Origin of the sequence: Citrobacter sp. Cf072 (genome assembly GCF_030334485.1) — a bacterium.
Taxonomy (GTDB): domain Bacteria; phylum Pseudomonadota; class Gammaproteobacteria; order Enterobacterales; family Enterobacteriaceae; genus Citrobacter; species Citrobacter freundii.
This window is the reverse complement of record NZ_JAOWDX010000045.1, coordinates 343,975-366,892: the sequence shown is the minus strand read 5'-3', so window position 1 is coordinate 366,892 and position 22,918 is coordinate 343,975. Positions and strand designations below refer to the sequence as shown.

Genomic DNA, 22,918 nt, shown 5'->3' with positions numbered 1-22,918 from the left:
CCGGCGGACGTTAACGATAAACGCGGATCCCACCCTCTACGCCGCGGCTAAACAGCACCTGCCAAAGCTCAATATCTCTGGCGCGGAAAGCCCCTGCGCACGCGCATAAATAGTAATTAAACATTCTTCTGAAGGTGGCGGAATAACGTGATGACAGCTCCGGCCATGCCTGATTAAAGCGCTCATGCCAGGCCATCAGCGTTTTATCGTAATCGCTGCCGAAGTTATGCCAGTCTTCCATCACAAACCGTGATTCGCTGGCCTCGGCAATATGGGAAATCGCCGGTAAGCAGCCATTTGGGAAAATGTATTTATTGATCCACGGATCGACGCTCATCCCTTTTTTATTGCTACCAATGGTATGCAGCAGGAACAGTCCGTCTGGTTTTAAACAACGGTCGGCGATACTGAAATAGGTGTCGTAGTTTTTCGGCCCGACATGTTCAAACATCCCCACGGAGACAATGCGATCGTAGTGTTTATTAAGATCGCGATAATCCTGCAGCAGAATGTTAACGTCCAACCCTTCACAGCGCTGCTGCGCCATTTTCTGCTGCTCTTTGGAAATGGTAACGCCTTCTACTGCCACGCCATAATGACGCGCCGCATATTCCGCCAGCCCGCCCCAGCCACAACCGATATCGAGTAAACGCATACCCGGTTTAAGCTGCAGCTTCTCGCAGATCATTTTTAATTTGGCATTTTGCGCATCGTTTAATGTGGTTGCATCTTTCCAGTAACCGCAGGAATATTGCATATGCGGATCAAGCATCAGCGCAAAGAGATCGTTACCAATATCATAATGTTCTTTACCGACGATCCATGCACGGCTACGTGACTGCAAATTAAACAGGCGCGCGCTGGCAATGCGTAAAATATCTTTCAGATTACTTGGCATCTGCTGGTCGAGTTTTGCTTTCAGGATTTTGCAGAACAGAATATCGAGCCGTTCGCAGTCCCACCAGCCTTCCATATAGCTTTCGCCAAGCCCTAATGAGCCTTGCTGCAATACTCGTTTAAAGAAACCGGTATGATGAAGTTGAATGTCCCAGGCGCGTGAGCCATTAATTCTGATATCCGCTTGTGAAAGCAGCTCTTTTCCCATTCGGGTCCAGTTATCATTTGTTTCATTGACGATGACAGCATCTGAACAAAGCGAGTTCATGGTATTTACCAAAAGTGGGCTAAAAATTATTACGCAAGATTATTATGGAAAAAAGAGTGTATGTATTATGATCCGCGGACAAGATCTATCGAGCAGCGGACACATCATCGGGAGCATTGACGATTCATTTATGGAAACTCTGGCGCAAAAACAGTGGAACTCCTTCCCGGATAACTCCATGACCGAACTGCCGCAGGATGTATTCTTTCGCTCTTATGTCCTGGAAGCCAACCACCATGTACCGCAGCATTCACACTCTTTTATGCAATTTCATTTCGCCCGCAAAGGCAGCATGCGCATTGATGTTGCCGGTAAGTGCTGGATAATCCCGGCGCATTATGGCATCTGGATCCCCAATAATACTGAGCATGCAGTTTGGGCATTGGATGATGTGTATTTAGAAAATCTGGATATTAAACCGGGCTTTCTTGAAGAGAACATCAATGAATGCAAAGTTGTGGCTATCAGTGATTTCGCAAGAGAGTTTATTCATTACGCCACGAATTCAATTTCAGGTCATTATGATAGCCAGTCAAAAGAGGGCAAACTGGTTAGCGTACTGGTCGATATTATTCTGCAACTCCCGGAAGTCGCCTTTGTATTACCCTGGCCGCAGGATCGCGAATTAACCAAAGTATGCCGAACCATACAAGAATCCCCCGCCCTGGAGCATTCAGTTGAATACTGGGCGCATCATCTGGGTATGTCTGCCCGTACCTTTTCACGCCATTTCAAAAAAGAAACCGGATTGCCTTTCAGCGTCTGGAAGCAAAAAATGCGTATTCTGGAATCCGTATTAATGCTGAAAAAAAATAAAAGCGTGACCGCCGTGGCGCTCGACGTAGGATATTCAAGCACCGCGGCATTTAGCTATGCCTTCCGCCAGGCGTTTGGCGTTCCGCCATCTAATTATTAATCTGCCGCTTTACGCTGATGCCAGTAGGCTGCCGCACGTACCCGTTGAGGGTCAAACGCCTCGGTTTCAAAGCGAGCACTCAGGTTTTTTACCACCTTGCCTTCGCCAGTGATCCAGACGTAATAATCATCTGCGGGCACGGTTAGTCGCGATAAGCGTTCATTCACCGCCTGCGCGTCATGGCCGATAAACCACTCAATAGTAAACCTGTCGAGATGGGCAAGATAATCCTGGTACGCCGCATCCTGCACGCTGACCAGCGCCGTGACGTTTGGACGTATCGCTAAACGGCTGAGCGACTCCAGGCGTCGGCGTAGCGCGGGCATTCCCGACTCATCGCACACATAAACCTGATACGCATAATCCTCTGGCACCACCAAAGAACCGCGCGGCCCGCCGATTGTCAGCTTGTCGCCCTCGCGGGCATTCATCGCCCATGTACTCGCCACGCCGCCATCATGAATATAGAAATCCAGCGCCAGCTCATGGCGCGCTTCGTCATACAACGGCGTGTAGTCACGGGAAAGCGGACGCACACCGTCAGCCCAGACAATGCCTTCATCGGTGACGACAGGCGGCACAAAGTGGCTGCCCGGTTCAGGGAAAAAGACCTTGGTATGGTCGTCAAAGCCGTGTGAGCTAAAACCGTCCAGAGCGTCACCGCCCAGTACAATGCGCTGAAAGCCCGCGCTAATACGCTCTACGCGCAGGACGGTAAGTTCCCGAAAACGCAGTTCATTGCGAACGCGCTGCGGGTAGCGTGAGGTGTTTTTTGTCATGTTTTCGCCTTCGTGAAAATAATAAGATATATCTAAATTAATTTTTAAATGATAATGATTGCTAATCAATAAGATTGCAAGCACTTTTTTGATATAGTCACCGTTTGATTAAACAGCTATCAAAAATCAATAAAAACACTTTATAATCAACATATTAAACAAAATATAATTTGTAGACTTGCAAAATACCATTTTTTAGATATAAATTAGATATATCTAAACAACATCAGGAGACGATGATGCAAAACCATCATGAAGGTTGCTGCAAAAATACAGAGCACCAACACGAAGGCTGCTGCAAGGGTGAAGGACATCACCACGAAGGCCGCCACAACGAGCACCATGCAGGCTGCTGCAAAGGTGAAGAACATCGCCATGAAGGCTGTAACAAAGATCACCACCACGAGCACGGCTGCGGGCACCGCCACGGTCGCGGCGGTGGTGGTCGTCGCCAACGCTTCTTCGGTCACGGAGAATTACGCCTGGTCATTCTGGATATCTTGACCCGCGACGCCAGCCACGGCTATGAGCTGATAAAAGCGATTGAAACCCTGACTCAGGGTAACTATACCCCGAGCCCGGGCGTTATCTATCCGACGCTGGATTTCTTGCAGGATCAGGCACTGATCACCGTCAGCGACGAGGAAGGTGGGCGTAAACAGATTGCGATCACGACTCAGGGCCAGCAATGGCTGGATGAAAACCGTGAGCATCTGGGCCATATCCACGAACGGATCAAAGCCCGCTGCGTGGGTTTTGAATTACGCAAAAATCCACAGATGAAACGCGCGCTGGAAAACTTCAAAGCCGTGCTGGATCTACGCGTTAATCATGGTGATACCAGCGATGCGCAGATCAAAAAAATCATCGGTATTATCGATCGCGCTGCGCTGGATATTACTCAGCTGGATTAATCTGCACAGCAGGCGAAACCCGTTTGCCCGACGTTTCGCCTGTATTATTAGTATTAATGCAGCACCGTGACCGCATCTTCCAGACGACCCGCGCGATGCTTCACCATTGCGGAAATCTGCGCACTCTCTTCAACCAGTTCGGCGTTTTTCTGCGTAATGTTGCTCAGCTCATTCACCGCGCGGGTCAGGCTGGAAAGACCATCTGACTGTTCCAGCGTTGAGTGGCTGATTTGGGCGATCAGCTGAGTGACGTTTTGCACCTGCGCCACAATATCGTCCATCGTGCGTCCTGCGGCGTGAACCTGGTCGGATCCGGACTGCACTTTGTCGGCGCTGGCATCAATCAACTTGCGGATATCATTGGCCGCACTGGCGCTGCGGCTGGCAAGATGACGCACTTCTCCCGCCACCACGGCGAACCCTTTCCCCTGCTCGCCCGCCCGCGCGGCTTCAACAGCGGCGTTCAAAGCCAGAATGTTGGTCTGGAAGGCAATATCGTTAATCAGCGTGGTAATAGTGCCGATCCGCTGGGTGCTGTTGGCGATATCGTCCATGGTTTTGATGACGGTATCCATCGCCTCACCGCCGTGCGTTGCCGCGCTGCTGGCGGCAATAGAGAGCTTATCAGCCGCCGCGGCGGTCTCTGAGTTTTGTTTTACCGATGCCGCCATCTGATTCATGGTGGTCACCGTTTCCTGCACGTTCTCAACGGTCTGCTGCGTATGCTTATTTAAATCATCGCTACCTTTTGCCAGCGTTTCGCTGTCGCTGCGCACGCAACTCACCTGGCTGGAGACGTCATGAATAAGCCAGCGACACATTAATCCCAGTTGGCCCACTGCTCGCAGCATCAGTCCCAGTTCATCGCTGCGGTTAAGATGCGACACGCTGTTCCGCTCACCGGTCGCCACTTTCAGCGCCTGACGGGTGACATTCTCAATAGGACGCACAATCTGCCATTCGAAAATAGCCGTTCCTAAAAGCATCACCAATGCACTCATCAACAGTAACGGCCATTCAGCACCCATTTGCTGCAATGCGACCGCTAGCAGGACAAACATGAATGCCATCACGCTGCGTACCCGCCAGCGAATCGGCATCGCCGGCAGTCTACCCAGCCAGCCTTTGCGTACCACCAACCCCTTATGGATACGCCGGTTGCAACGTCCTTCGTTCAGCGCTTTATATAAAGGCTCTACCGCTGCAATTTCCTCGTCAGTTGCCCGGGTACGAATCGACATATACCCGGTCACGCGTCCTTCCCGCACCATCGGCACCGCATTGGCCCTCACCCAGTAGTGATCGCCATTCTTACGCCGGTTTTTCACAATCCCGCTCCATGGCTCGCCCTGCTTCAGGGTGTACCACATATCCGCAAACGCCGCTTTTGGCATGTCCGGATGACGAACCAGATTGTGCGGCTTTTCAAGCAACTCATTCAGTTGATAGCCGCTGACCTGAACGAAGGTGTCGTTCGCATGGGTGATATAGCTTTGCAAATCGGTGGTCGACATGAGGGTGATATCATCATCCAGCGGTGTATTTTGCTGACTAACGTAGGGATGAGAAGACATGATTGCGTCCTGTGCAGGTTATCTGGTTGTTAACTCTTTCGGCTTATGTTATTTCGGCGATAATTTTTTTATCTTTAGTTGTTAAATTTGATTTAGATCGCAATTTGCGATTAAACCTCAAAAACTGTACGCATTCTAATCCATTGATTTAAAATACTTTCATCCAGTAACTATTCAATATCACTTCTACCAGCGCACTGTCACAGTGCAAATATTGCCCATTTTTAGAGCAAATTTGCGTTTATTCGATCTGTTTTCAGGCTCCTGACTTGGGCAAAATGCCAGCAAATGTTAAATAATGGCATTAAATGTTGCGTAAATAAGATATTTCCTGGTGTTTATCCCGATTTTTGCTAAGCGCGCCGGAATGGCGCAATCCCTGCAATACTTAAATCAGTATCATGTGATACGCGAGCTCCGGGAGCATATTTTGAACAGGTTACCTTCCAGCGCATCGGCCCTGGCCTGCAGCGCACACGCACTGAATCTCATCGAAAAGCGCACGCTTGATCATGAGGAAATGAAATCGTTAAACCGAGAGGTGATTGAGTACTTCAAGGAGCATGTCAATCCGGGGTTCTTAGAGTATCGAAAATCTGTAACTGCAGGCGGGGATTACGGAGCCGTAGAGTGGCAAGCGGGAAGCCTGAATACGCTTGTCGACACCCAGGGGCAGGAGTTCGTCGATTGCCTGGGTGGTTTTGGAATTTTCAACGTGGGGCACCGTAATCCAGTCGTGGTTTCCGCCGTACAGAATCAACTCGCGAAACAACCTCTGCACAGCCAGGAGTTACTTGACCCTCTGCGGGCCATGCTGGCAAAAACTCTCGCCGCACTGGCGCCCGGTAAACTGAAATACAGTTTTTTCTGTAACAGCGGGACCGAGTCGGTTGAAGCCGCCCTGAAGCTGGCGAAAGCGTATCAATCACCGCGCGGTAAATTTACGTTTATCGCCACCAGCGGCGCATTCCACGGTAAATCACTGGGCGCGCTGTCCGCCACGGCTAAATCTACCTTCCGCAAACCCTTTATGCCGCTGCTGCCGGGCTTCCGTCATGTGCCGTTTGGCGATGTTAACGCGATGCGCACCATGCTCAGCGAGTGTAAAAAGACCGGTGACGATGTCGCAGCCGTGATCCTCGAACCCATCCAGGGTGAAGGGGGGGTGATCCTGCCGCCACAAGGCTATTTAACCGCTGTTCGTAAACTTTGCGATGAGTTCGGCGCACTGATGATCCTTGACGAAGTGCAGACCGGGATGGGGCGTACCGGCAAGATGTTCGCCTGTGAGCACGAAAATGTGCAGCCCGACATTATGTGTCTTGCCAAAGCGTTAGGCGGCGGCGTGATGCCCATTGGCGCAACCATTGCCACCGAAGAGGTGTTCTCCGTCCTGTTCGACAATCCTTTCCTGCATACCACCACGTTTGGTGGCAACCCGCTCGCTTGTGCGGCTGCGCTGGCCACCATTAACGTCCTGCTGGAGCAAAATTTACCGGCTCAGGCGGAGCAGAAAGGCGATATGTTGCTGGATGGTTTCCGTCAGCTTGCGCGGGAATACCCGGACCTGGTACATGATGTACGCGGCAAAGGCATGCTGATGGCGATTGAGTTTGTCGATAATGAAATCGGCTATAACTTTGCCAGTGAGATGTTCCGCCAGCGGGTGCTGGTCGCTGGGACGCTGAACAATGCCAAGACGATCCGCATCGAACCGCCGCTAACGTTAACGATCGAGCAATGCGATCTGGTGTTGCGATCAACACGCAAAGCCCTGGCAGCATTACGGGTGAGCGTGGAGCAGATGTAACAGATGTCTGTCCGGCCTGCGTGAGCAAACGTAGGCCGGATAAGGCGTAGCCGCCATCCGGCATCAGCACCATTTAAACAATCCGCACGCCTGCAGGCATCACCCGTTCTGGCGTTAACAGCACGCTTTCGCTGCCATCGTCCGTCTCAGCGCACAGCAGCATACATTCTGATGTTTCACCGCGCATTTTGGCCTTTTGCAGATTACACAGCACCACCACCGTTTTCCCCATCAGCTCCTCTTCGCTGTAATAAGGCACCAGGCTGGTCACGGTTTGCAGCGTACGTTCTCCCACATCAACCTGTACGATATACAGCTTATCGGCATTGTCATGGCGCTTAACCTGTGCGATTTTTCCAACACGTATTTCCATGCGGGCAAAATCAGCAAATGCGACAGTATCCATTGTTTTCTCCTTGGTAAAATTTTACTAAATACTAGCAAATTATTTTCTGGGCATTGTTCTCAAAAGCGGGAAAATGACGTACCCATCACACTCTGCAAGCCCAGCTTTACCCCGAACATGTCAATTAAACGTGCTTTTTTTACTGAAAACAGATGAATAGATAAGCACTTCATTTACAATGCGCAGGTAACTCAGGGAAAAGGCAAACATGGCAACACTTAAAGACATCGCAATCGAAGCTGGCGTGTCCCTGGCGACAGTGTCCCGGGTTTTAAACGATGACCCCACGCTGAATGTAAAAGAAGAGACCAAGCATCGCATTCTGGAGATCGCGGAAAAGCTGGAGTACAAAACCAGCAGCGCCCGTAAGAACCAGACCAGCGCACTCGGCCCCCAGCATATTCTGGCGCTCTACAGCTATCAGCAGGATTTGGAAATCAACGATCCTTACTATCTCGCGATCCGCCATGGGATTGAAACCCAGTGCGAGAAGCTGGGGATTGAACTGACCAACTGCTATGAGCACAGTGGGTTGCCGGAGAGCAAAAACATTACCGGCATTCTTATTGTCGGCAAGCCTTCTCCTGCGCTGCGCGAGGCGGCAACAGCGCTTACCGACAACATCTGCTTTATCGATTTTCATGAACCCGGCAGCGAATATGACGCTGTCGATATCGATCTGGCCCGCATCAGTAAAGAGAGCATCGACTACTTCATCGCCCAGGGCGTGACCCGCATTGGCTTCATCGGCGGCGAAGATCAGCCTGGCAAGGCTGATATCCGCGAAGCCGCGTTTGTCGAATACGGTCGCCTGCAGCAGGTCGTTTCAGAACAGGATATTTATCGCGGTGGCTTCTCCAGTTCATCAGGCTATGAACTGGCCAAAAAAATGCTGGCGAAAGCCGACTATCCCAGCGCCCTGTTTGTGGCTTCTGACTCGATTGCTATTGGCGTTCTGCGCGCCATTCACGAGCGTGGACTGAACATTCCGCAGGATATTTCGCTGATTAGCGTTAATGATATCCCGACGGCGCGCTTCACCTTTCCTCCGCTTTCCACCGTACGCATCCATTCAGAAATGATGGGCAGTCAGGGCGTCAATCTGCTGTTTGAGAAAGCCCGCGACGGGCGTGCACTTCCCCTGCTGGTTTTTGTTCCCAGCAAGCTGAAACTGCGCGGCACCACCCGCTAAAATCCCCCGTTAATCCGTCCGGTTTCTGCTGAAGCCGGGCGCGCATTGTCATGCATTTTTTTCTGCGCCCGAATTATTTTCGTGATCCAGTTAAAGTAAATCACCTCACCCGCTATATTTTAGTAAAACTTTTACTAAAATCACCATCAATTACACTTACTCACCATTAAAATGAATGGTTCCGATTTTTCTCCACCGGGAGGCCTTATGAATCGCTGGGAAAACATTCAGCTCACCCACGAAAATCGACTGGCGCCACGCGCATATTTTTTCTCTTACGACTCCGTTGCGCAGGCTCGCTCGTTTGCCCGCGAAACCAGCAGCCTCTTTCAGTTGCTGAGCGGTCAGTGGAATTTCCAGTTCTTTGAGCATCCGCTGCAGGTGCCGGAAGCCTTTACGTCGCAGTTTATGCGCGACTGGGACAACATCACCGTCCCCGGTATGTGGCAGATGGAAGGGCACGGCAAGCTGCAGTATACCGACGAAGGTTTTCCTTTCCCGATTGATGTCCCCTATGTGCCGACCAATAACCCCACCGGAGCCTACCAGCGTATTTTCTCTCTCAGCGAAGGCTGGCAGGGCAAACAGACGCTGATTAAATTTGATGGCGTAGAAACCTACTTCGAAGTTTACGTGAATGGTCAGTACGTTGGCTTCAGCAAAGGCAGTCGCCTGACGGCCGAGTTTGATATCAGCGCGGTGGTGAAAACCGGTGACAACCTGCTGTGCGTTCGCGTCATGCAATGGGCTGATTCCACCTACGTTGAAGACCAGGATATGTGGTGGTCGGCGGGAATTTTCCGCGACGTCTATCTGGTCGGCAAACAGGCGACCCATATCCAGGATTTTACCGTTCGTACCGATTTCGATGATGACTATCGCGATGCCACCCTCTCCTGCGACATCGTGCTGGAAAACATCGCCTCCACACCAACGATGGCATCGCTCGAATACACTTTGTTTGACGGTGAGCAGACGCTGCATAGCGGCGTGATTAACGCTCTGACGGTGGATAAACTCACCCGCACCGCGTTCAATTTCAAGGTCAGCGCACCACAGCAGTGGTCGGCGGAATCGCCGTATCTCTATCATCTGGTAATGACCCTGAGAGATGCCAACGGCAACATCCTTGAGGTTGTGCCGCAGCGCGTCGGATTCCGCGATATCAACGTTCGCAACGGTCTGTTTTACATCAATAACCGCTATGTCATGCTGCATGGCGTCAACCGTCATGATAACGATCATCTCAAGGGTCGCGCGGTCGGTATGGATCGTGTGGAAAAAGATCTGCTGTTAATGAAGCAGCACAACATCAACTCCGTACGCACCGCCCATTACCCGAACGATCCACGTTTCTATGAATTGTGCGATATCTATGGTTTGTTCGTCATGGCCGAAACCGACGTTGAATCTCACGGCTTCGCTAATATCGGCGATATCAGCCGGATCACCGACGATCCGCTGTGGGAAAATGTCTACGTTGAGCGCATCGTACGCCACGTCCACGCGCAGAAAAACCACCCGTCGATCGTCATCTGGTCACTCGGCAATGAATCCGGCTACGGCTGTAATATTCGCGCCATGTACCACGCGGCAAAAGCGCTGGATGACACGCGTCTGATCCACTACGAAGAAGATCGTGACGCCGAAGTGGTGGATATCATTTCCACCATGTACACCCGCGTACCGTTGATGAATGAGTTTGGTGAATACCCACATCCTAAACCGCGCATCATCTGCGAATATGCTCACGCAATGGGCAACGGCCCCGGCGGGCTAACGGAATATCAGAACGTCTTCTATCAGCATGATTGCATTCAGGGACACTATGTCTGGGAGTGGTGCGATCACGGGATTCAGGCCAAAGATGACGACGGTAACGTCTGGTACAACTATGGCGGTGACTACGGCGACTACCCGAACAACTACAACTTCTGCCTTGATGGCCTGATTTATTCCGATCAAACCCCAGGCCCGGGTCTGCAAGAGTACAAGCAGGTAATTGCACCAGTGAAAGTGCGCGCGCAGGATCTGGCTCGCGGCGAGCTGCGGGTAGAAAACAAACTGTGGTTCACCACGCTTGACGACTACACCTTGCATATTGAGGTTCGCGCCGAAGGAGATACGCTCTCTGCTCAGCAGATAAAACTGCGCGACGTTCCTCCCAACAGCAATACGCTGCTGCAATGCACGCTGCCGGAGCTGGATGCGCGCGAGGCGTTCCTCAACGTCACCGTGACGAAAGATTCCCGCACGTTATACAGCGAAGCCGGGCATCACATCGCGACTTATCAGTTCCCGCTGAAGGCCAGAACGGCGACTGCCGTACCGTTCAGTCTGCAAAACGCCACCCCTTTGACGCTGGAAGAGAACCGTCAGAGCTGCACCGTTCGCGGTTATAACTTCCATCTGATCTTCTCAAAGCTGACCGGTAAACCCATTAGCTGGAACGTCAATGGTGAAGAGCTGATTACCCGCGAGCCGAAGATTAATTTCTTCAAACCAACCATAGATAACCACAAGCAAGAGTTCGAAGGCCTCTGGCAGCCAAATCATATACAGATAATGCAGGAGCATCTGCGCGACTTTACCTTTGAGCAAACCGAAGATGCGCTGCTGATAACCAGCCAGACGATTATCGCCCCGCCGGTATTTGATTTCGGTATGCGCTGCACCTATCGCTGGCGGATTGCCGCAGACGGTCAGTTGAATGTGGAGCTTTCCGGCCAGCCTTACGGCGAGTACCGGGACATTATTCCGTGCATCGGCTTCACGATGGGCATCAGCGGTGATTTGGGACAGGTGGCCTGGTACGGACGTGGTCCTGGTGAAAACTATGCCGATAGTCAGCAGGCCAACATCATCGACATTTGGCGCAGCAGCGTGGATGAGATGTTCGAGAATTATCCGTTCCCGCAAAACAACGGCAATCGTCAGGACGTACGTTGGGCAACGCTAACCAATCGTCACGGTAACGGTCTGCTAGTGATTCCGCAGCGCCCTGTCAACCTGAGCGCCTGGCGTTATACGCCAGAAAATATCTTTGCCGCACAGCACTGTAATGAGCTGCAGCACAGCGATGACATCACTCTCAATCTGGACCATCAGCTACTGGGCTTAGGTTCTAACTCGTGGGGAAGCGAGGTACTTGATTCCTGGCGCGTCTGGTTTACGTCATTCGGCTACGGCTTCACGTTGTTGCCGGTTGCCGGCAGTGAGTCTGGCGCTCAAACCACCGCCAACCGTGCCTTTGGCACCGGGTTCTTTTCCACGAATATGCACAGCGAGAATACAAAATGAGGATCATCGACAACTTAGAGCAGTTCCAGCAACGCTATGCTTCGGGTCGAAAATGGCAACGCTGCGTCGAGGCCATTGAAAATATTGACAATATTCAGCCAGGCGTCGCTCACTCTATCGGTGATTCTCTGAGCTACCGCGTAGAGACAGACTCTGCAACCGATGCGCTGTTTACCGGTCATCGTCGTTATTTTGAGATCCATTACTACCTGCAAGGACAGCAAAAAATAGAGTATGCCGCCAAAGAGGATCTCCAGGTGGTTGAATATTATCGCGATGAAACCGACCGCGAATATTTGAAAGGCTGCGGAAAAACCGTAGAAGTGCACGAAGGACAAATGGTTATTTGTGACAACCATGAAGCCTATCGTTTTATCTGTAATAGCGTAGTGAAGAAAGTCGTACTCAAAGTCACCATCGAAGATGGTTATTTTCATAATAAATAAAAAACACAGGCGGCGCCGACGTTGCGCCGCCAGTACCCTATAATAATCAGGAATCGGAGATGTGCTATGTCTGATACCAAACGTAATACCATCGGCAAGTTCGGCTTACTTTCACTCACCTTTGCCGCGGTTTATAGTTTTAATAACGTTATCAACAATAATATTGAGCTTGGTCTGGCATCCGCACCGATGTTTTTCCTCGCGACAATTTTCTACTTTATTCCATTCTGCTTAATCATCGCCGAATTTGTTTCGCTGAATAAAAACTCCGAAGCCGGTGTCTACGCATGGGTGAAAAGCTCTCTGGGCGGGCGCTGGGCCTTTATTACCGCCTACACCTACTGGTTCGTTAACCTGTTCTTTTTTACCTCGTTACTCCCGCGCGTTATCGCCTATGCCTCGTACGCATTTTTAGGCTACGAATACATTCTGACGCCCTTCGCCACAACCGTGTTAAGTATGGTGCTGTTTGCCTTCTCGACCTGGGTTTCGACCAACGGCGCAAAAATGCTGGGGCCGATTACCTCCGTCACCTCCACGTTAATGCTGCTGCTGACGCTGTCCTACATTTTACTGGCGGGTACTGCGTTGGTGGGCGGCGTGCAGCCTGCTGACCCCATCACCGTTGATGCAATGATCCCGAATTTTAACTGGGCATTCCTCGGTATCACCACCTGGATCTTTATGGCGGCAGGCGGCGCGGAGTCCGTGGCGGTATATGTCAACGACGTCAAGGGCGGGTCAAAATCGTTCGTGAAGGTCATTATCATTGCCGGGATTTTTATCGGCGTGCTTTATTCCATCTCCTCGGTGCTGATCAACGTCTTCGTCAGCAGCAAAGAGCTGAAGTTTACCGGTGGATCGGTGCAGGTATTCCACGGTCTGGCGGCATACTTTGGTCTGCCGGAACTGATCGTTAACCGCTTTGTCGGCCTGGTCTCCTTTACCGCGATGTTCGGCTCTCTGTTGATGTGGACCGCAACGCCGGTGAAGATCTTCTTCTCTGAAATTCCGGCGGGTATTTTCGGTAAAAAAACCGTCGAACTGAACGAAAACGGTGTACCGGCCCGCGCAGCGTGGATCCAGTTTCTGATCGTTATCCCGCTGATGATTATCCCAACGCTCGGTTCCAATACCGTGCAAGACTTAATGAACACCATCATCAACATGACCGCCGCCGCATCGATGCTGCCGCCGCTGTTTATTATGCTGGCCTACCTGAATCTGCGCGCAAAACTGGACCACTTACCGCGCGACTTCCGTATGGGTTCGCAAAAAACTGGCATTATCGTGGTATCAATGCTGATCGTCCTGTTCACCATCGGATTTATTGCCTCTACCTTCCCAAGCGGCGGAAATATCATAACCATTATTTTCTATAATGTCGGTGGGATTGTTATTTTCCTCGGTTTTGCCTGGTGGAAATATAGCAAATACATCAAAGGGCTGACTAAAGAAGAAAAAGCTATTGAGGCTGCTCCCGCTTCAAACATCAATTAATGACTAAAACATAATAACAATAAACAATATTCTCCAAGGCTATAACCAAAATAATTCGAGTTGCATGAAGGCGGCAAGTGAGTGAATTCCCAGGAGCATAGATAACTATGTGACTGGGGTGAACGAACGTAGCTAACGCACATGCAGCTTGAAGTATGAAGGGTATATAACAATAAAAATTATATTTTATTTGCTTAGGATCGAAGCATGAATAACATTAGCCATTATTGCAGGGCAATTATTGCCCTGCCCTTTTTCTGCGTCTCTTCTCTGGGTGCTGAAGAAGTTCGCCCTGCTGAACACGACGATACGAAAACACCTGCCATAACCTCCCCCTCTTTTCGTTTTTATGGCGAATTGGGCATGGGTGGATATATGGATTTAGAAGGAAAAGATAAGCATAAATACAGCGACGGTACTTACATTGAAGGTGGCCTGGAGATAAAACACGGTTCATGGTTTGGTCTGATCTACGGCGAGGGCTGGACCGTACAGGCCGACCATCAAGGCAATGCCTGGGTTCCTGACCATAGCTGGGGCGGATTCGAAGGCGGGATCAACCGCTTTTACGGTGGTTACCGTACCGATGCAGGAACAGAGGTGATGCTCAGCCTGCGCCAGGACTCCTCGCTGGATGACCTGCAGTGGTGGGGGGATTTCACGCCAGACCTGGGCTACGTTATTCCGAATACCCGAGACATCATGACCGCCATTAAGGTGCAAAACCTGACCGGCCCTTTGCGCTATAGCGTGACCGCTACACCCGCCGGACATCACGATGAAAGCAAAGCCTGGTTGCACTTTGGTAAATACGATCGCTACGACGATAAATATACCTATCCGGCTATGATGAATGGTTACATCCAGTACGACCTGACTGAAGGCGTAACCTGGATGAACGGTCTGGAGATAACGGACGGTACCGGACAGCTGTTCCTGACCGGCATCCTCTCGCCCAACTTCGCCGCCCGCGCGTGGCACCACACGGGTCGCGCCGACGGGTTGGATGTATCCGGCACCGAGACCGGCTATATGGTCAGCGCGATGTATGAAGCGCTAAAAGGCGTTTACCTCTCCACCGCATATAGCTACGCCAAACACCGACCAGATCGCGCTGAGGAAGAAACCACGTCCTTTATGCAGTTCGGTATCTGGTATGAATACGGCGGCGGACGTTTCGCTACCGCCTTCGACAGCCGGTTCTATATGCAGAATGCATCTGGTGATCCGAGCGACCAAATCTTCCTGATGCAATATTTCTATTGGTAACAAGGACCGGAACCCATGAATATCAAACCTCTTCTTACGCCGCTGGCCTGCCTCCTGCTGATGAACGTCTCTGCGCATGCCGCCAGCGTTAATGACTTCAAAAACATCATTAATCGCACCGGTGCGCCGGACTACATGCATGACTACGATCACGACGACCACCAGCGTTTTAATCCATTTTTCGACCTCGGCTCATGGCACGGGCATCTGTTGCCAGATGGCCCCGCAACAATGGGCGGCTTTCCTGGCGTCGCACTGCTGACCGAAGAGTACATCAACTTTATGGCCAATAATTTTGACCGACTGACGGTGTATCAGCACGGTAAAAAGGTCGATTTCACCCTTGAGGCTTACAGCATTCCCGGGGCGCTGGTACAGAAATTGTCATCAAAAGATGTACAGGTAGAGATGACGCTACGCTTCGCCAGTCCGCGCACTTCGCTGCTGGAAACCAAAATCACCAGCAACTCGCCGCTGGATCTGGTGTGGGACGGCGAACTGCTGGAAAAACTGGAGGCAAAAGAGGGAAAAGCCCTGTCGGATAAAACCATTGATGGCGAGTTCCCTGGCTATCAGCGCAAAATCACCGCCACGCACGACGGCCTGAAAGTCACCTTCGGCAAGGTGCGTTCAACCTGGGATCTGCTCACCTCCGGCGAGTCGGAGTATCAGGTGCATAAATCTGTCGCCATGAAAACCACGGTTAATGGTCATCGCTTCACGGGGAAGACCCATATCAACGGTTCGACGACGATTTACACCACCTGGTCTCATCTGCTTACCGCCGAAGATGTGGCAAAAGAGCAGCCGCAGATCCGCGATATTCTGGCGCGTCCTTCTTCTTACATGCTCGCCTCGCAGCAGCGCTGGGACGACTATCTCAAGAAAGGCTTAAACAACCCGGACGCCACGCCAGAACAAACCCGAGTGGCGGTGAAGGCGATCGAAACGCTGAACGGTAACTGGCGATCGCCGGGCGGCGCGGTAAAACACAATACCGTGACACCGTCGGTTACCGGCCGTTGGTTCTCCGGCAACCAGACCTGGCCGTGGGATACCTGGAAGCAGGCCTTCGCCATGGCGCACTTTAACCCGGAAATCGCCAAAGAGAACATCCGCGCCGTCTTTTCATGGCAGATTAAACCCGGCGATCCCGTTCGCCCGCAAGACGCCGGATTCATTCCCGACCTGATTGCCTGGAACCTTAGCCCCGAACGCGGCGGCGACGGCGGCAACTGGAACGAGCGTAACACCAAGCCAAGCCTGGCTGCCTGGTCGGTGATGGAAGTCTACAACGTCACCAAGGATAAGGCCTGGCTCGAAGAGATGTATCCAAAGCTGGTCGCATATCACGACTGGTGGCTGCGAAACCGCGATCATAACGGCAACGGCGTACCGGAATACGGCGCGACCCGCGATAAAGCCCACAATACCGACAGCGGTGAAATGCTGTTTACGGTGAAAAATGGCGACAAGGAAGAAACCCTATCCGGACTGAAAAACTACGCCAACATCACCAGTAAAGGCCAGTATGACAGCCTCGAGATCCCAGCACAGGTTGCTGCTTCCTGGGAATCCGGGCGTGACGATGCGGCAGTCTTTGGTTTTATCGACAAAGAGCAACTGGATAAATACGTCGCTAACGGTGGGAAACGCAGCGACTGGGTGGTGAAATTTGCCGAAAACCGCAGTAACGACGGTAAGTTGCTGGGTTACTCGCTGCTGCAGGAATCGGTCGATCAGGCCAGCTATATGTACAGCGACAACCATTATCTGGCAGAGATGGCGACCCTGCTCGGTAAACACAAAGAAGCGCAGCGCTACCGCCAGCTGGCGCAAAAACTGGCGGATTACATCAATACCTGCATGTTCGACCCAGACACCCGATTCTTCTATGACGTGAGGATCGAAGATACCCCGTTGACCAACGGCTGTGCGGGTAAACCAATCGTCGAACGTGGCAAAGGGCCGGAAGGCTGGTCGCCGCTGTTTAACGGGGCGGCAACGCAGCCCCATGCGGATGCGGTGGTTAAGGTGATGCTCGATCCCAAAGAGTTCAACACCTTTGTCCCGCTTGGCACAGCGGCGCTAACCAACCCCGCCTTCGGCGCGGACATTTACTGGCGCGGGCGCGTCTGGGTGGATCAGTTCTGGTTTGGGCTAAAAGGGATGGAGCGTTATGGCTATCGCGATGAAGCATTAAAACTGGCGGATACCTTCTTCAGCCACGCCAAAGGCCTTACCGCAGATGGTCCGATTCAGGAAAACTATAACCCGTTGACTGGCGCACAACAGGGCGCGCCGAACTTCTCCTGGAGCGCGGCACATCTCTATATGCTGTATAACGATTTTCTTAAAAAACAGTAATCTGTGACATACCGCCGGATGGCGCTTCGCTTATCCGGCCTGCAAAGACACATTTTCACAGGCCGGATTAGGTGCTTGCATCGATATCCGGCAAATTCATTCTCTGGCCCCACTCCTTTTTTGAATCCCATCACAATCACGGCATTCCCCTTTTCCCTTTTACGTGGCGACGGCTAAATTAGAACTCATCCGACCATATAACAATAATTTTACATACTGGACACCTTTATGAGCTATCCGTCGCTATTCGCCCCGCTCGATTTAGGCTTCACCACGCTTAAAAACCGCGTGCTGATGGGTTCAATGCATACCGGGCTGGAGGAGTATCCCGACGGTGCAGAACGGCTGGCCGCGTTCTACGCCGAGCGCGCTCGTCACGGCGTAGCGTTAATTGTGAGCGGAGGCATTGCGCCTGCGCTTTCCGGCGTGGGGATGGAAGGCGGCGCGATGCTCAACGACAGCAGCCAGCTTGCACACCATCGTGTCATTACCGATGCCGTTCATGACGAAGGCGGCAAAATCGCCCTGCAAATCCTGCACACCGGGCGTTACAGCTACCAGCCGCATCTGGTGGCACCATCTGCTATTCAGGCCCCCATTAACCGCTTTACGCCACATGAGCTGACGCACGATGAAGTGCTGCAGTTGATTGAAGATTTTGCCCATTGCGCCCAACTGGCGCGGGAAGCGGGCTACGATGGCGTAGAAGTGATGGGGTCGGAAGGGTATCTCATCAACGAATTCCTGACTCTGCGTACCAACCAGCGCGATGACCAATGGGGCGGTGAGTATGCCAACCGCATGCGTTTTGCCGTTGAGGTGGTGCGAGCGGTACGTCAGCGTGCCGGTAATGACTTTATTATTATCTTCCGCCTGTCGATGCTCGATCTGGTAGAAAACGGCGGAACCTTCGACGAAACTGTCCAGCTGGCGCAGGCGATAGAAGCCGCCGGGGCCACCATCATTAACACCGGTATTGGCTGGCATGAGGCGCGTATTCCCACTATCGCTACCCCGGTACCGCGCGGCGCGTTTAGTTGGGTGACGCGTAAGCTGAAAGGGCATGTGACAATCCCACTGGTCACCACCAACCGCATTAACGATCCCCAGGTCGCCGATGACATTCTGGCCCGTGGCGATGCCGATATGGTGTCGATGGCCCGTCCGTTCCTCGCCGATGCCGAACTGCTGTCAAAAGCGCAAACCGGACGAGCGGATGAGATCAACACCTGTATCGGCTGTAACCAGGCCTGTCTGGACCAGATCTTTGTCGGCAAAGTCACCTCTTGCCTGGTCAATCCGCGCGCCTGCCATGAAACTAAAATGCCGATCGTTGCGGCAGCTGTACCAAAGAATCTGGCGGTTGTCGGTGCGGGTCCTGCAGGCCTCGCCTTCGCCATTAATGCCGCCGCACGCGGACATCACGTCACGCTGTTTGACGCACATGGCGAAATTGGCGGGCAGTTTAATATCGCCAAACAGATCCCCGGCAAAGAAGAATTCTATGAAACCCTGCGCTACTTCCGCCGGATGATCGACGTGACTGGCGTGACCCTGAAGCTGAATCACTTTGTCAGCGCACACGATCTGCACACTTTCGACGAAGTGATCCTTGCCAGCGGGATCGAGCCACGTATGCCGCCGATCGAGGGGATCGAACATCCAAAAGTGCTGAGCTATCTCGACGTCCTGCGCGATAAAACGCCAGTGGGCAAACGCGTAGCGATCGTTGGCTGCGGCGGGATTGGTTTCGATACAGCCATGTATCTGAGTCAACCCGGTGAAGCCACCAGCCAGAACATTGCGGAGTTCTGCGTGGAATGGGGGATCGACACCAGCCTGCAACAGCCTGGCGGCTTACGCCCGGAAGGTCCGCACTTATCCCGCAGCCCGCGCCAGATAGTGATGTTGCAGCGCAAAGCCAGCAAACCGGGGCAAGGTTTAGGTAAAACGACGGGCTGGATCCATCGCGCCACCCTGCTCTCACGCGGCGTGAAAATGATCCCGGCAGTCAGCTACCAGAAGATTGATGATGATGGGTTACACGTCGTGTTGAACGGCGAACCGGTGATCTTTAACGTGGATAACGTGGTGATTTGCGCCGGACAAGAGCCACGCCGTGAACTGGTCGATCCGCTGCACGCGGCAGGTAAAACGGTGCATCTGATCGGCGGCTGCGATGTGGCGATGGAACTGGATGCCCGACGCGCTATTGCGCAGGGGACCCGCTTAGCGCTGGAGATTTAACACGTTGTATCCCGTAGGTCGGATAAGACAACTGCGCACATCTTTGCCTGATGGCGCTACGCTTATCAGGCCTACGAGGCGGCCGGATAAGGCGTTAGCCGCTATCCGGCACAAGGGCTTAACGACGGCGACCGGTTTTGACCGCTTTTAGCACCACGAATTTATTATTGGTGGCGATGGTTACGCAGTTGCCGAAAATCTTCTTCAACTTGTGGAAGTAGTCGAGGTGACGGTTAGCCACAATGTACAGCTCACCGTTGATTTTCAGGCAGCGGCGGGCGTGGTGGAACATCTCCCAGGCGATATTATCGGTCAGCGCATGCTTCTGGTGGAACGGAGGGTTGCAGAACACCGCGTTGAAGCGGAACGGTTCTACGCCGGAGAGCGCGTTATTAATCATAAATTCGCTGCGATCCAGCGCGTCCGGCAGGTTGGTTTCCACGTTCAGACGGCTGGAAGCGACCGCCATCGGTGATTCATCAACAAACACCACGCTGGCTTCTGGGTTCTTCGCCAGCAGCGTCATGCCCAGCACGCCGTTACCGCAGCCGAGATCGACAATCTCGCCTTCCAGGTTTTCCGGCAGATGCTCCATAAAGAAACGTGCCCCGATGTCCAGCCCGGTACGGGAGAAGACGTTGGCATGGTTGTGGATGGTCCAGTCGGTGCCTTCCAGCTTCCAGCTCAGGGTCTGGGCGGTATCGGCCAGCGCCGGTTTGGTAAAGGTGCCGTTGATCAGGCGCGCCTTTTTCCATGCCAGCGTGGTGGTGGTTGGTCCCAGCACTTTCTCAAACAGCTCCAGCGTAGAGGTGTGGATATCACGCGCTTTTGCACCGGCGATGATACGCGTCTGCGGCGTGACCACTTCACGCAGGGCGCGCAGTTGCTGCTCCAGCAGCGCCATGGTTTTTGGCAGCTTAATCAGCACCACGCCCGGCGCCTGCGGATAGTCAGCGGTACTGTCGAGGAACTTGACGCTCGACTCGGCAATATCGTTGTGACGCAGGTTCTCACGTGTGGCAAGCTCGCTGAGATAGGAGTCGCCAATGCTGTACGGCGTATGTTCCGCCAGCGCACAGCCCAGCGCGCCGAAGGTATCATTCAGGATCAGCACCGGGCCGCTAATTTCGGTATCGTCCAGCTGTTGCAGCAGATATTCATCTGCAGCTTCCCACGCCAGCAGCGGGTTAACGTCATCCGTTTCCGGGAAACGTTTAAGTGACAGCGAACGGAAACCGTTGTCTATGTGGCTCATCGGCCCTCCTGAATGGTAAAATTTCGGCGTATCCCTGAAAAGGGTGCGTGAGTATACACTTTTTATACTTTATATGGGGCACTAATGAGTCAGTTGACCTATCTGCAAGGATATCCGGAGAATTTACTTTCTCAGGTGAGAACGCTGATTGCTGAGCAACGCCTGGGCGCAGTGCTGGAGAAGCGCTATCCGGGTACGCATGACTTCGCGACCGACAAAGCGCTCTGGCAATATACTCAGGATCTGAAAAATCAGTTTCTGCGTAACGCCCCGCCGCTGAATAAAGTCATGTATGACAGCAAGATCCACGTTCTGAAGAATGCGTTGGGGCTGCATACCGCCGTCTCTCGCGTGCAGGGCGGTAAGCTCAAAGCTAAAGCGGAGATCCGCGTGGCGACCGTTTTTCGCAATGCCCCCGAACCCTTTTTGCGTATGATTGTCGTTCATGAACTGGCGCATCTGAAAGAAAAAGAGCACGACAAAGCGTTTTACCAGCTGTGCTGTCATATGGAGCCTCAGTATCACCAACTGGAGTTCGATACCCGCCTGTGGTTAACGCAACAATCGTTAAAGCAAACTGCGTAGTCGCGCACTGGCTTTGTCTTCAGAGCATGCTAAATTGACGAAAGAATCCCTTTTCGCAGCCTGAAGGCCTTTATGATACGTTTCGCAGTAATTGGCACAAACTGGATCACCCGCCAGTTTGTCGATGCCGCCCATGAAACCGGCAAGTATAAGTTAACCGCAGTCTATTCTCGTAGCCTTGAGCAGGCACAGACCTTCGCCAACGATTACCCCGTCGAGCATCTGTTTACTTCGCTGGAAGCGATGGCGCAAAGCGAGGCGATCGACGCCGTCTACATCGCCAGTCCAAACTCCCTGCACTTCCCGCAGACCGAGCTGTTTTTGCGGCACAAAAAGCATGTTATTTGCGAAAAGCCACTGGCCTCCAACCTGGCGCAAGCCGAAGCCGCTATCGCCTGCGCGCGTGAAAACCAGGTCGTGCTGTTTGAAGCGTTTAAAACCGCCAGCCTGCCTAACTTCCTGCTGTTACAGCAATCGCTCCCAAAAGTTGGAAAAATCAGGAAAGCATTTATCAATTACTGCCAGTACTCCTCGCGTTACCAGCGCTATCTGGATGGTGAAAATCCGAACACGTTTAATCCGGCGTTCTCCAATGGCTCGATTATGGATATCGGTTTTTACTGCCTGGCCTCGGCGATTGCGCTATGGGGCGAACCACAGAGCGTTCAGGCCAGCGCCAGCCTGCTGGAAAGCGGCGTGGATGCCCACGGTGTGGTGGTGCTGAATTACGGTGATTTCAGCGTTACGCTCCAGCACTCAAAAGTAAGCGATTCAGTATTAGCCAGTGAAATTCAGGGCGAGTCGGGATCGCTGGTCATCGAGCATATTTCCGAATGCCAAAAAGTGTGCTTTGTTCCGCGCGGGGGAAAAACGCAGGATCTGACGACGCCTCAACACATCAATACTATGCTGTATGAGGCAGAGGCTTTTGCCCATTTGGTTGAATCCGGCGAAGTGGATCACCCGGCACTGGCCGTCAGCCGTATCACCGCTAAACTGCAAACGGAGATTCGCCGCCAGACCGGCGTGGTTTTCCCGGCAGACGAGACGGTAACCTCGCTGACTGCGTAAAAGTGTGTAAATGGAATGTTGCAGGCCATTGACTGAATGCATGGCCTGTAATATTTTGTAACCCGCAAAGGGGAGTAACTTCGTTGTCGGTTGATCGTCATTACGATGTGTGAAAAACCACA

Annotated in this window: 17 protein-coding genes; 12 read left to right on the top strand and 5 right to left on the bottom strand. The window is 52.4% G+C overall.

Features of this window, described 5'->3' with window-relative positions:
• Positions 1-10: 10 nt before the first annotated feature.
• Complete coding sequence (gene cfa, locus OGX66_RS14075) at positions 11-1,165, bottom strand: cyclopropane fatty acyl phospholipid synthase (RefSeq protein ID WP_270933091.1); 1,155 nt, start codon at positions 1,163-1,165, stop codon at positions 11-13.
• A 67-nt stretch (positions 1,166-1,232) separates the two neighbouring features.
• On the opposite strand from cfa, the gene OGX66_RS14070 reads away from it, so the two are divergent.
• Positions 1,233-2,081: a helix-turn-helix domain-containing protein gene (locus OGX66_RS14070; RefSeq protein ID WP_032941143.1), complete on the top strand. Its 849-nt coding sequence runs from the start codon at positions 1,233-1,235 to the stop codon at positions 2,079-2,081.
• Here OGX66_RS14070 and OGX66_RS14065 read toward each other — a convergent pair.
• A complete protein-coding gene (locus tag OGX66_RS14065; RefSeq protein ID WP_088903036.1) occupies positions 2,078-2,860 on the bottom strand; it encodes a siderophore-interacting protein in 783 nt (260 codons plus the stop codon). The two genes, OGX66_RS14070 and OGX66_RS14065, sit on opposite strands and share 4 nt — an antisense overlap.
• A gap of 236 nt (positions 2,861-3,096) precedes the next feature.
• On the opposite strand from OGX66_RS14065, the gene OGX66_RS14060 reads away from it, so the two are divergent.
• Entirely contained in the window at positions 3,097-3,774 is a 678-nt protein-coding gene (locus OGX66_RS14060) for a PadR family transcriptional regulator (RefSeq protein WP_161799266.1), read from the top strand.
• A 53-nt stretch (positions 3,775-3,827) separates the two neighbouring features.
• Here OGX66_RS14060 and OGX66_RS14055 read toward each other — a convergent pair whose 3' ends face one another.
• Positions 3,828-5,348, bottom strand: a complete 1,521-nt coding sequence (locus OGX66_RS14055; protein ID WP_003024763.1) for a methyl-accepting chemotaxis protein — start codon at positions 5,346-5,348, stop codon at positions 3,828-3,830.
• A gap of 430 nt (positions 5,349-5,778) precedes the next feature.
• On the opposite strand from OGX66_RS14055, the gene ygjG reads away from it, so the two are divergent.
• Entirely contained in the window at positions 5,779-7,158 is a 1,380-nt protein-coding gene (gene ygjG, locus OGX66_RS14050) for a putrescine aminotransferase (RefSeq protein ID WP_168150126.1), read from the top strand.
• 73 nt (positions 7,159-7,231) lie between these two features.
• On the opposite strand, the gene OGX66_RS14045 is transcribed toward ygjG, so the two are convergent.
• Complete coding sequence (locus OGX66_RS14045; RefSeq protein WP_003024768.1) at positions 7,232-7,564, bottom strand: tRNA-binding protein; 333 nt, start codon at positions 7,562-7,564, stop codon at positions 7,232-7,234.
• Positions 7,565-7,772: 208 nt separating this feature from the next.
• On the opposite strand from OGX66_RS14045, the gene ebgR reads away from it, so the two are divergent.
• The 7 genes from ebgR to OGX66_RS14010 all read left to right on the top strand — a co-directional run bounded on the left by ebgR (position 7,773) and on the right by OGX66_RS14010 (position 19,885).
• Entirely contained in the window at positions 7,773-8,756 is a 984-nt protein-coding gene (gene ebgR / locus OGX66_RS14040; protein WP_003024771.1) for a transcriptional regulator EbgR, read from the top strand.
• A gap of 207 nt (positions 8,757-8,963) precedes the next feature.
• Entirely contained in the window at positions 8,964-12,056 is a 3,093-nt protein-coding gene (gene ebgA, locus OGX66_RS14035; protein WP_200011558.1) for a beta-galactosidase subunit alpha, read from the top strand.
• Positions 12,053-12,502 (top strand): beta-galactosidase subunit beta, encoded by a 450-nt coding sequence (locus OGX66_RS14030; protein WP_003024776.1) that lies wholly within the window; start codon positions 12,053-12,055, stop codon positions 12,500-12,502. The genes ebgA and OGX66_RS14030 overlap by 4 nt, the downstream gene beginning before the upstream one ends.
• 66 nt (positions 12,503-12,568) lie before the next feature.
• Positions 12,569-14,002, top strand: a complete 1,434-nt coding sequence (locus OGX66_RS14025; RefSeq protein WP_003846220.1) for an amino acid permease — start codon at positions 12,569-12,571, stop codon at positions 14,000-14,002.
• 207 nt (positions 14,003-14,209) lie between these two features.
• A complete protein-coding gene (gene ygjJ / locus OGX66_RS14020) occupies positions 14,210-15,271 on the top strand; it encodes a protein YgjJ (RefSeq protein ID WP_003841480.1) in 1,062 nt (353 codons plus the stop codon).
• Positions 15,272-15,286: 15 nt separating this feature from the next.
• Positions 15,287-17,638 (top strand): alpha-glucosidase, encoded by a 2,352-nt coding sequence (gene ygjK, locus OGX66_RS14015; protein ID WP_057102071.1) that lies wholly within the window; start codon positions 15,287-15,289, stop codon positions 17,636-17,638.
• A gap of 228 nt (positions 17,639-17,866) precedes the next feature.
• Positions 17,867-19,885: an oxidoreductase gene (locus tag OGX66_RS14010; protein ID WP_270933093.1), complete on the top strand. Its 2,019-nt coding sequence runs from the start codon at positions 17,867-17,869 to the stop codon at positions 19,883-19,885.
• Positions 19,886-20,003: 118 nt separating this feature from the next.
• On the opposite strand, the gene rlmG is transcribed toward OGX66_RS14010, so the two are convergent.
• Positions 20,004-21,140, bottom strand: a complete 1,137-nt coding sequence (rlmG, locus tag OGX66_RS14005; protein ID WP_003024789.1) for a 23S rRNA (guanine(1835)-N(2))-methyltransferase RlmG — start codon at positions 21,138-21,140, stop codon at positions 20,004-20,006.
• 84 nt (positions 21,141-21,224) lie between these two features.
• On the opposite strand from rlmG, the gene OGX66_RS14000 reads away from it, so the two are divergent.
• Both OGX66_RS14000 and OGX66_RS13995 read left to right on the top strand, forming a co-directional pair.
• Positions 21,225-21,725, top strand: coding sequence for a M48 metallopeptidase family protein (locus tag OGX66_RS14000; RefSeq protein WP_044700945.1), 501 nt, complete (start codon positions 21,225-21,227; stop codon positions 21,723-21,725).
• 72 nt (positions 21,726-21,797) lie between these two features.
• Positions 21,798-22,796: a Gfo/Idh/MocA family protein gene (locus tag OGX66_RS13995; RefSeq protein WP_049001658.1), complete on the top strand. Its 999-nt coding sequence runs from the start codon at positions 21,798-21,800 to the stop codon at positions 22,794-22,796.
• Positions 22,797-22,918 lie beyond the last annotated feature (122 nt).

Coding starts and splice junctions, on each gene's coding strand:
- ygjK (WP_057102071.1), top strand. CDS start 15,287: ATGAATATCAAACCTCTTCTTACGCCGCTGGCCTGCCTCCTGCTGATG.
- OGX66_RS14010 (WP_270933093.1), top strand. CDS start 17,867: ATGAGCTATCCGTCGCTATTCGCCCCGCTCGATTTAGGCTTCACCACG.
- ebgR (WP_003024771.1), top strand. CDS start 7,773: ATGGCAACACTTAAAGACATCGCAATCGAAGCTGGCGTGTCCCTGGCG.
- OGX66_RS14000 (WP_044700945.1), top strand. CDS start 21,225: ATGAGTCAGTTGACCTATCTGCAAGGATATCCGGAGAATTTACTTTCT.
- cfa (WP_270933091.1), bottom strand. CDS start 1,165: ATGAACTCGCTTTGTTCAGATGCTGTCATCGTCAATGAAACAAATGAT.
- OGX66_RS14070 (WP_032941143.1), top strand. CDS start 1,233: ATGATCCGCGGACAAGATCTATCGAGCAGCGGACACATCATCGGGAGC.
- OGX66_RS14055 (WP_003024763.1), bottom strand. CDS start 5,348: ATGTCTTCTCATCCCTACGTTAGTCAGCAAAATACACCGCTGGATGAT.
- OGX66_RS14060 (WP_161799266.1), top strand. CDS start 3,097: ATGATGCAAAACCATCATGAAGGTTGCTGCAAAAATACAGAGCACCAA.
- rlmG (WP_003024789.1), bottom strand. CDS start 21,140: ATGAGCCACATAGACAACGGTTTCCGTTCGCTGTCACTTAAACGTTTC.
- OGX66_RS14025 (WP_003846220.1), top strand. CDS start 12,569: ATGTCTGATACCAAACGTAATACCATCGGCAAGTTCGGCTTACTTTCA.
- OGX66_RS14045 (WP_003024768.1), bottom strand. CDS start 7,564: ATGGATACTGTCGCATTTGCTGATTTTGCCCGCATGGAAATACGTGTT.
- ebgA (WP_200011558.1), top strand. CDS start 8,964: ATGAATCGCTGGGAAAACATTCAGCTCACCCACGAAAATCGACTGGCG.
- ygjJ (WP_003841480.1), top strand. CDS start 14,210: ATGAATAACATTAGCCATTATTGCAGGGCAATTATTGCCCTGCCCTTT.
- OGX66_RS14030 (WP_003024776.1), top strand. CDS start 12,053: ATGAGGATCATCGACAACTTAGAGCAGTTCCAGCAACGCTATGCTTCG.
- OGX66_RS14065 (WP_088903036.1), bottom strand. CDS start 2,860: ATGACAAAAAACACCTCACGCTACCCGCAGCGCGTTCGCAATGAACTG.
- OGX66_RS13995 (WP_049001658.1), top strand. CDS start 21,798: ATGATACGTTTCGCAGTAATTGGCACAAACTGGATCACCCGCCAGTTT.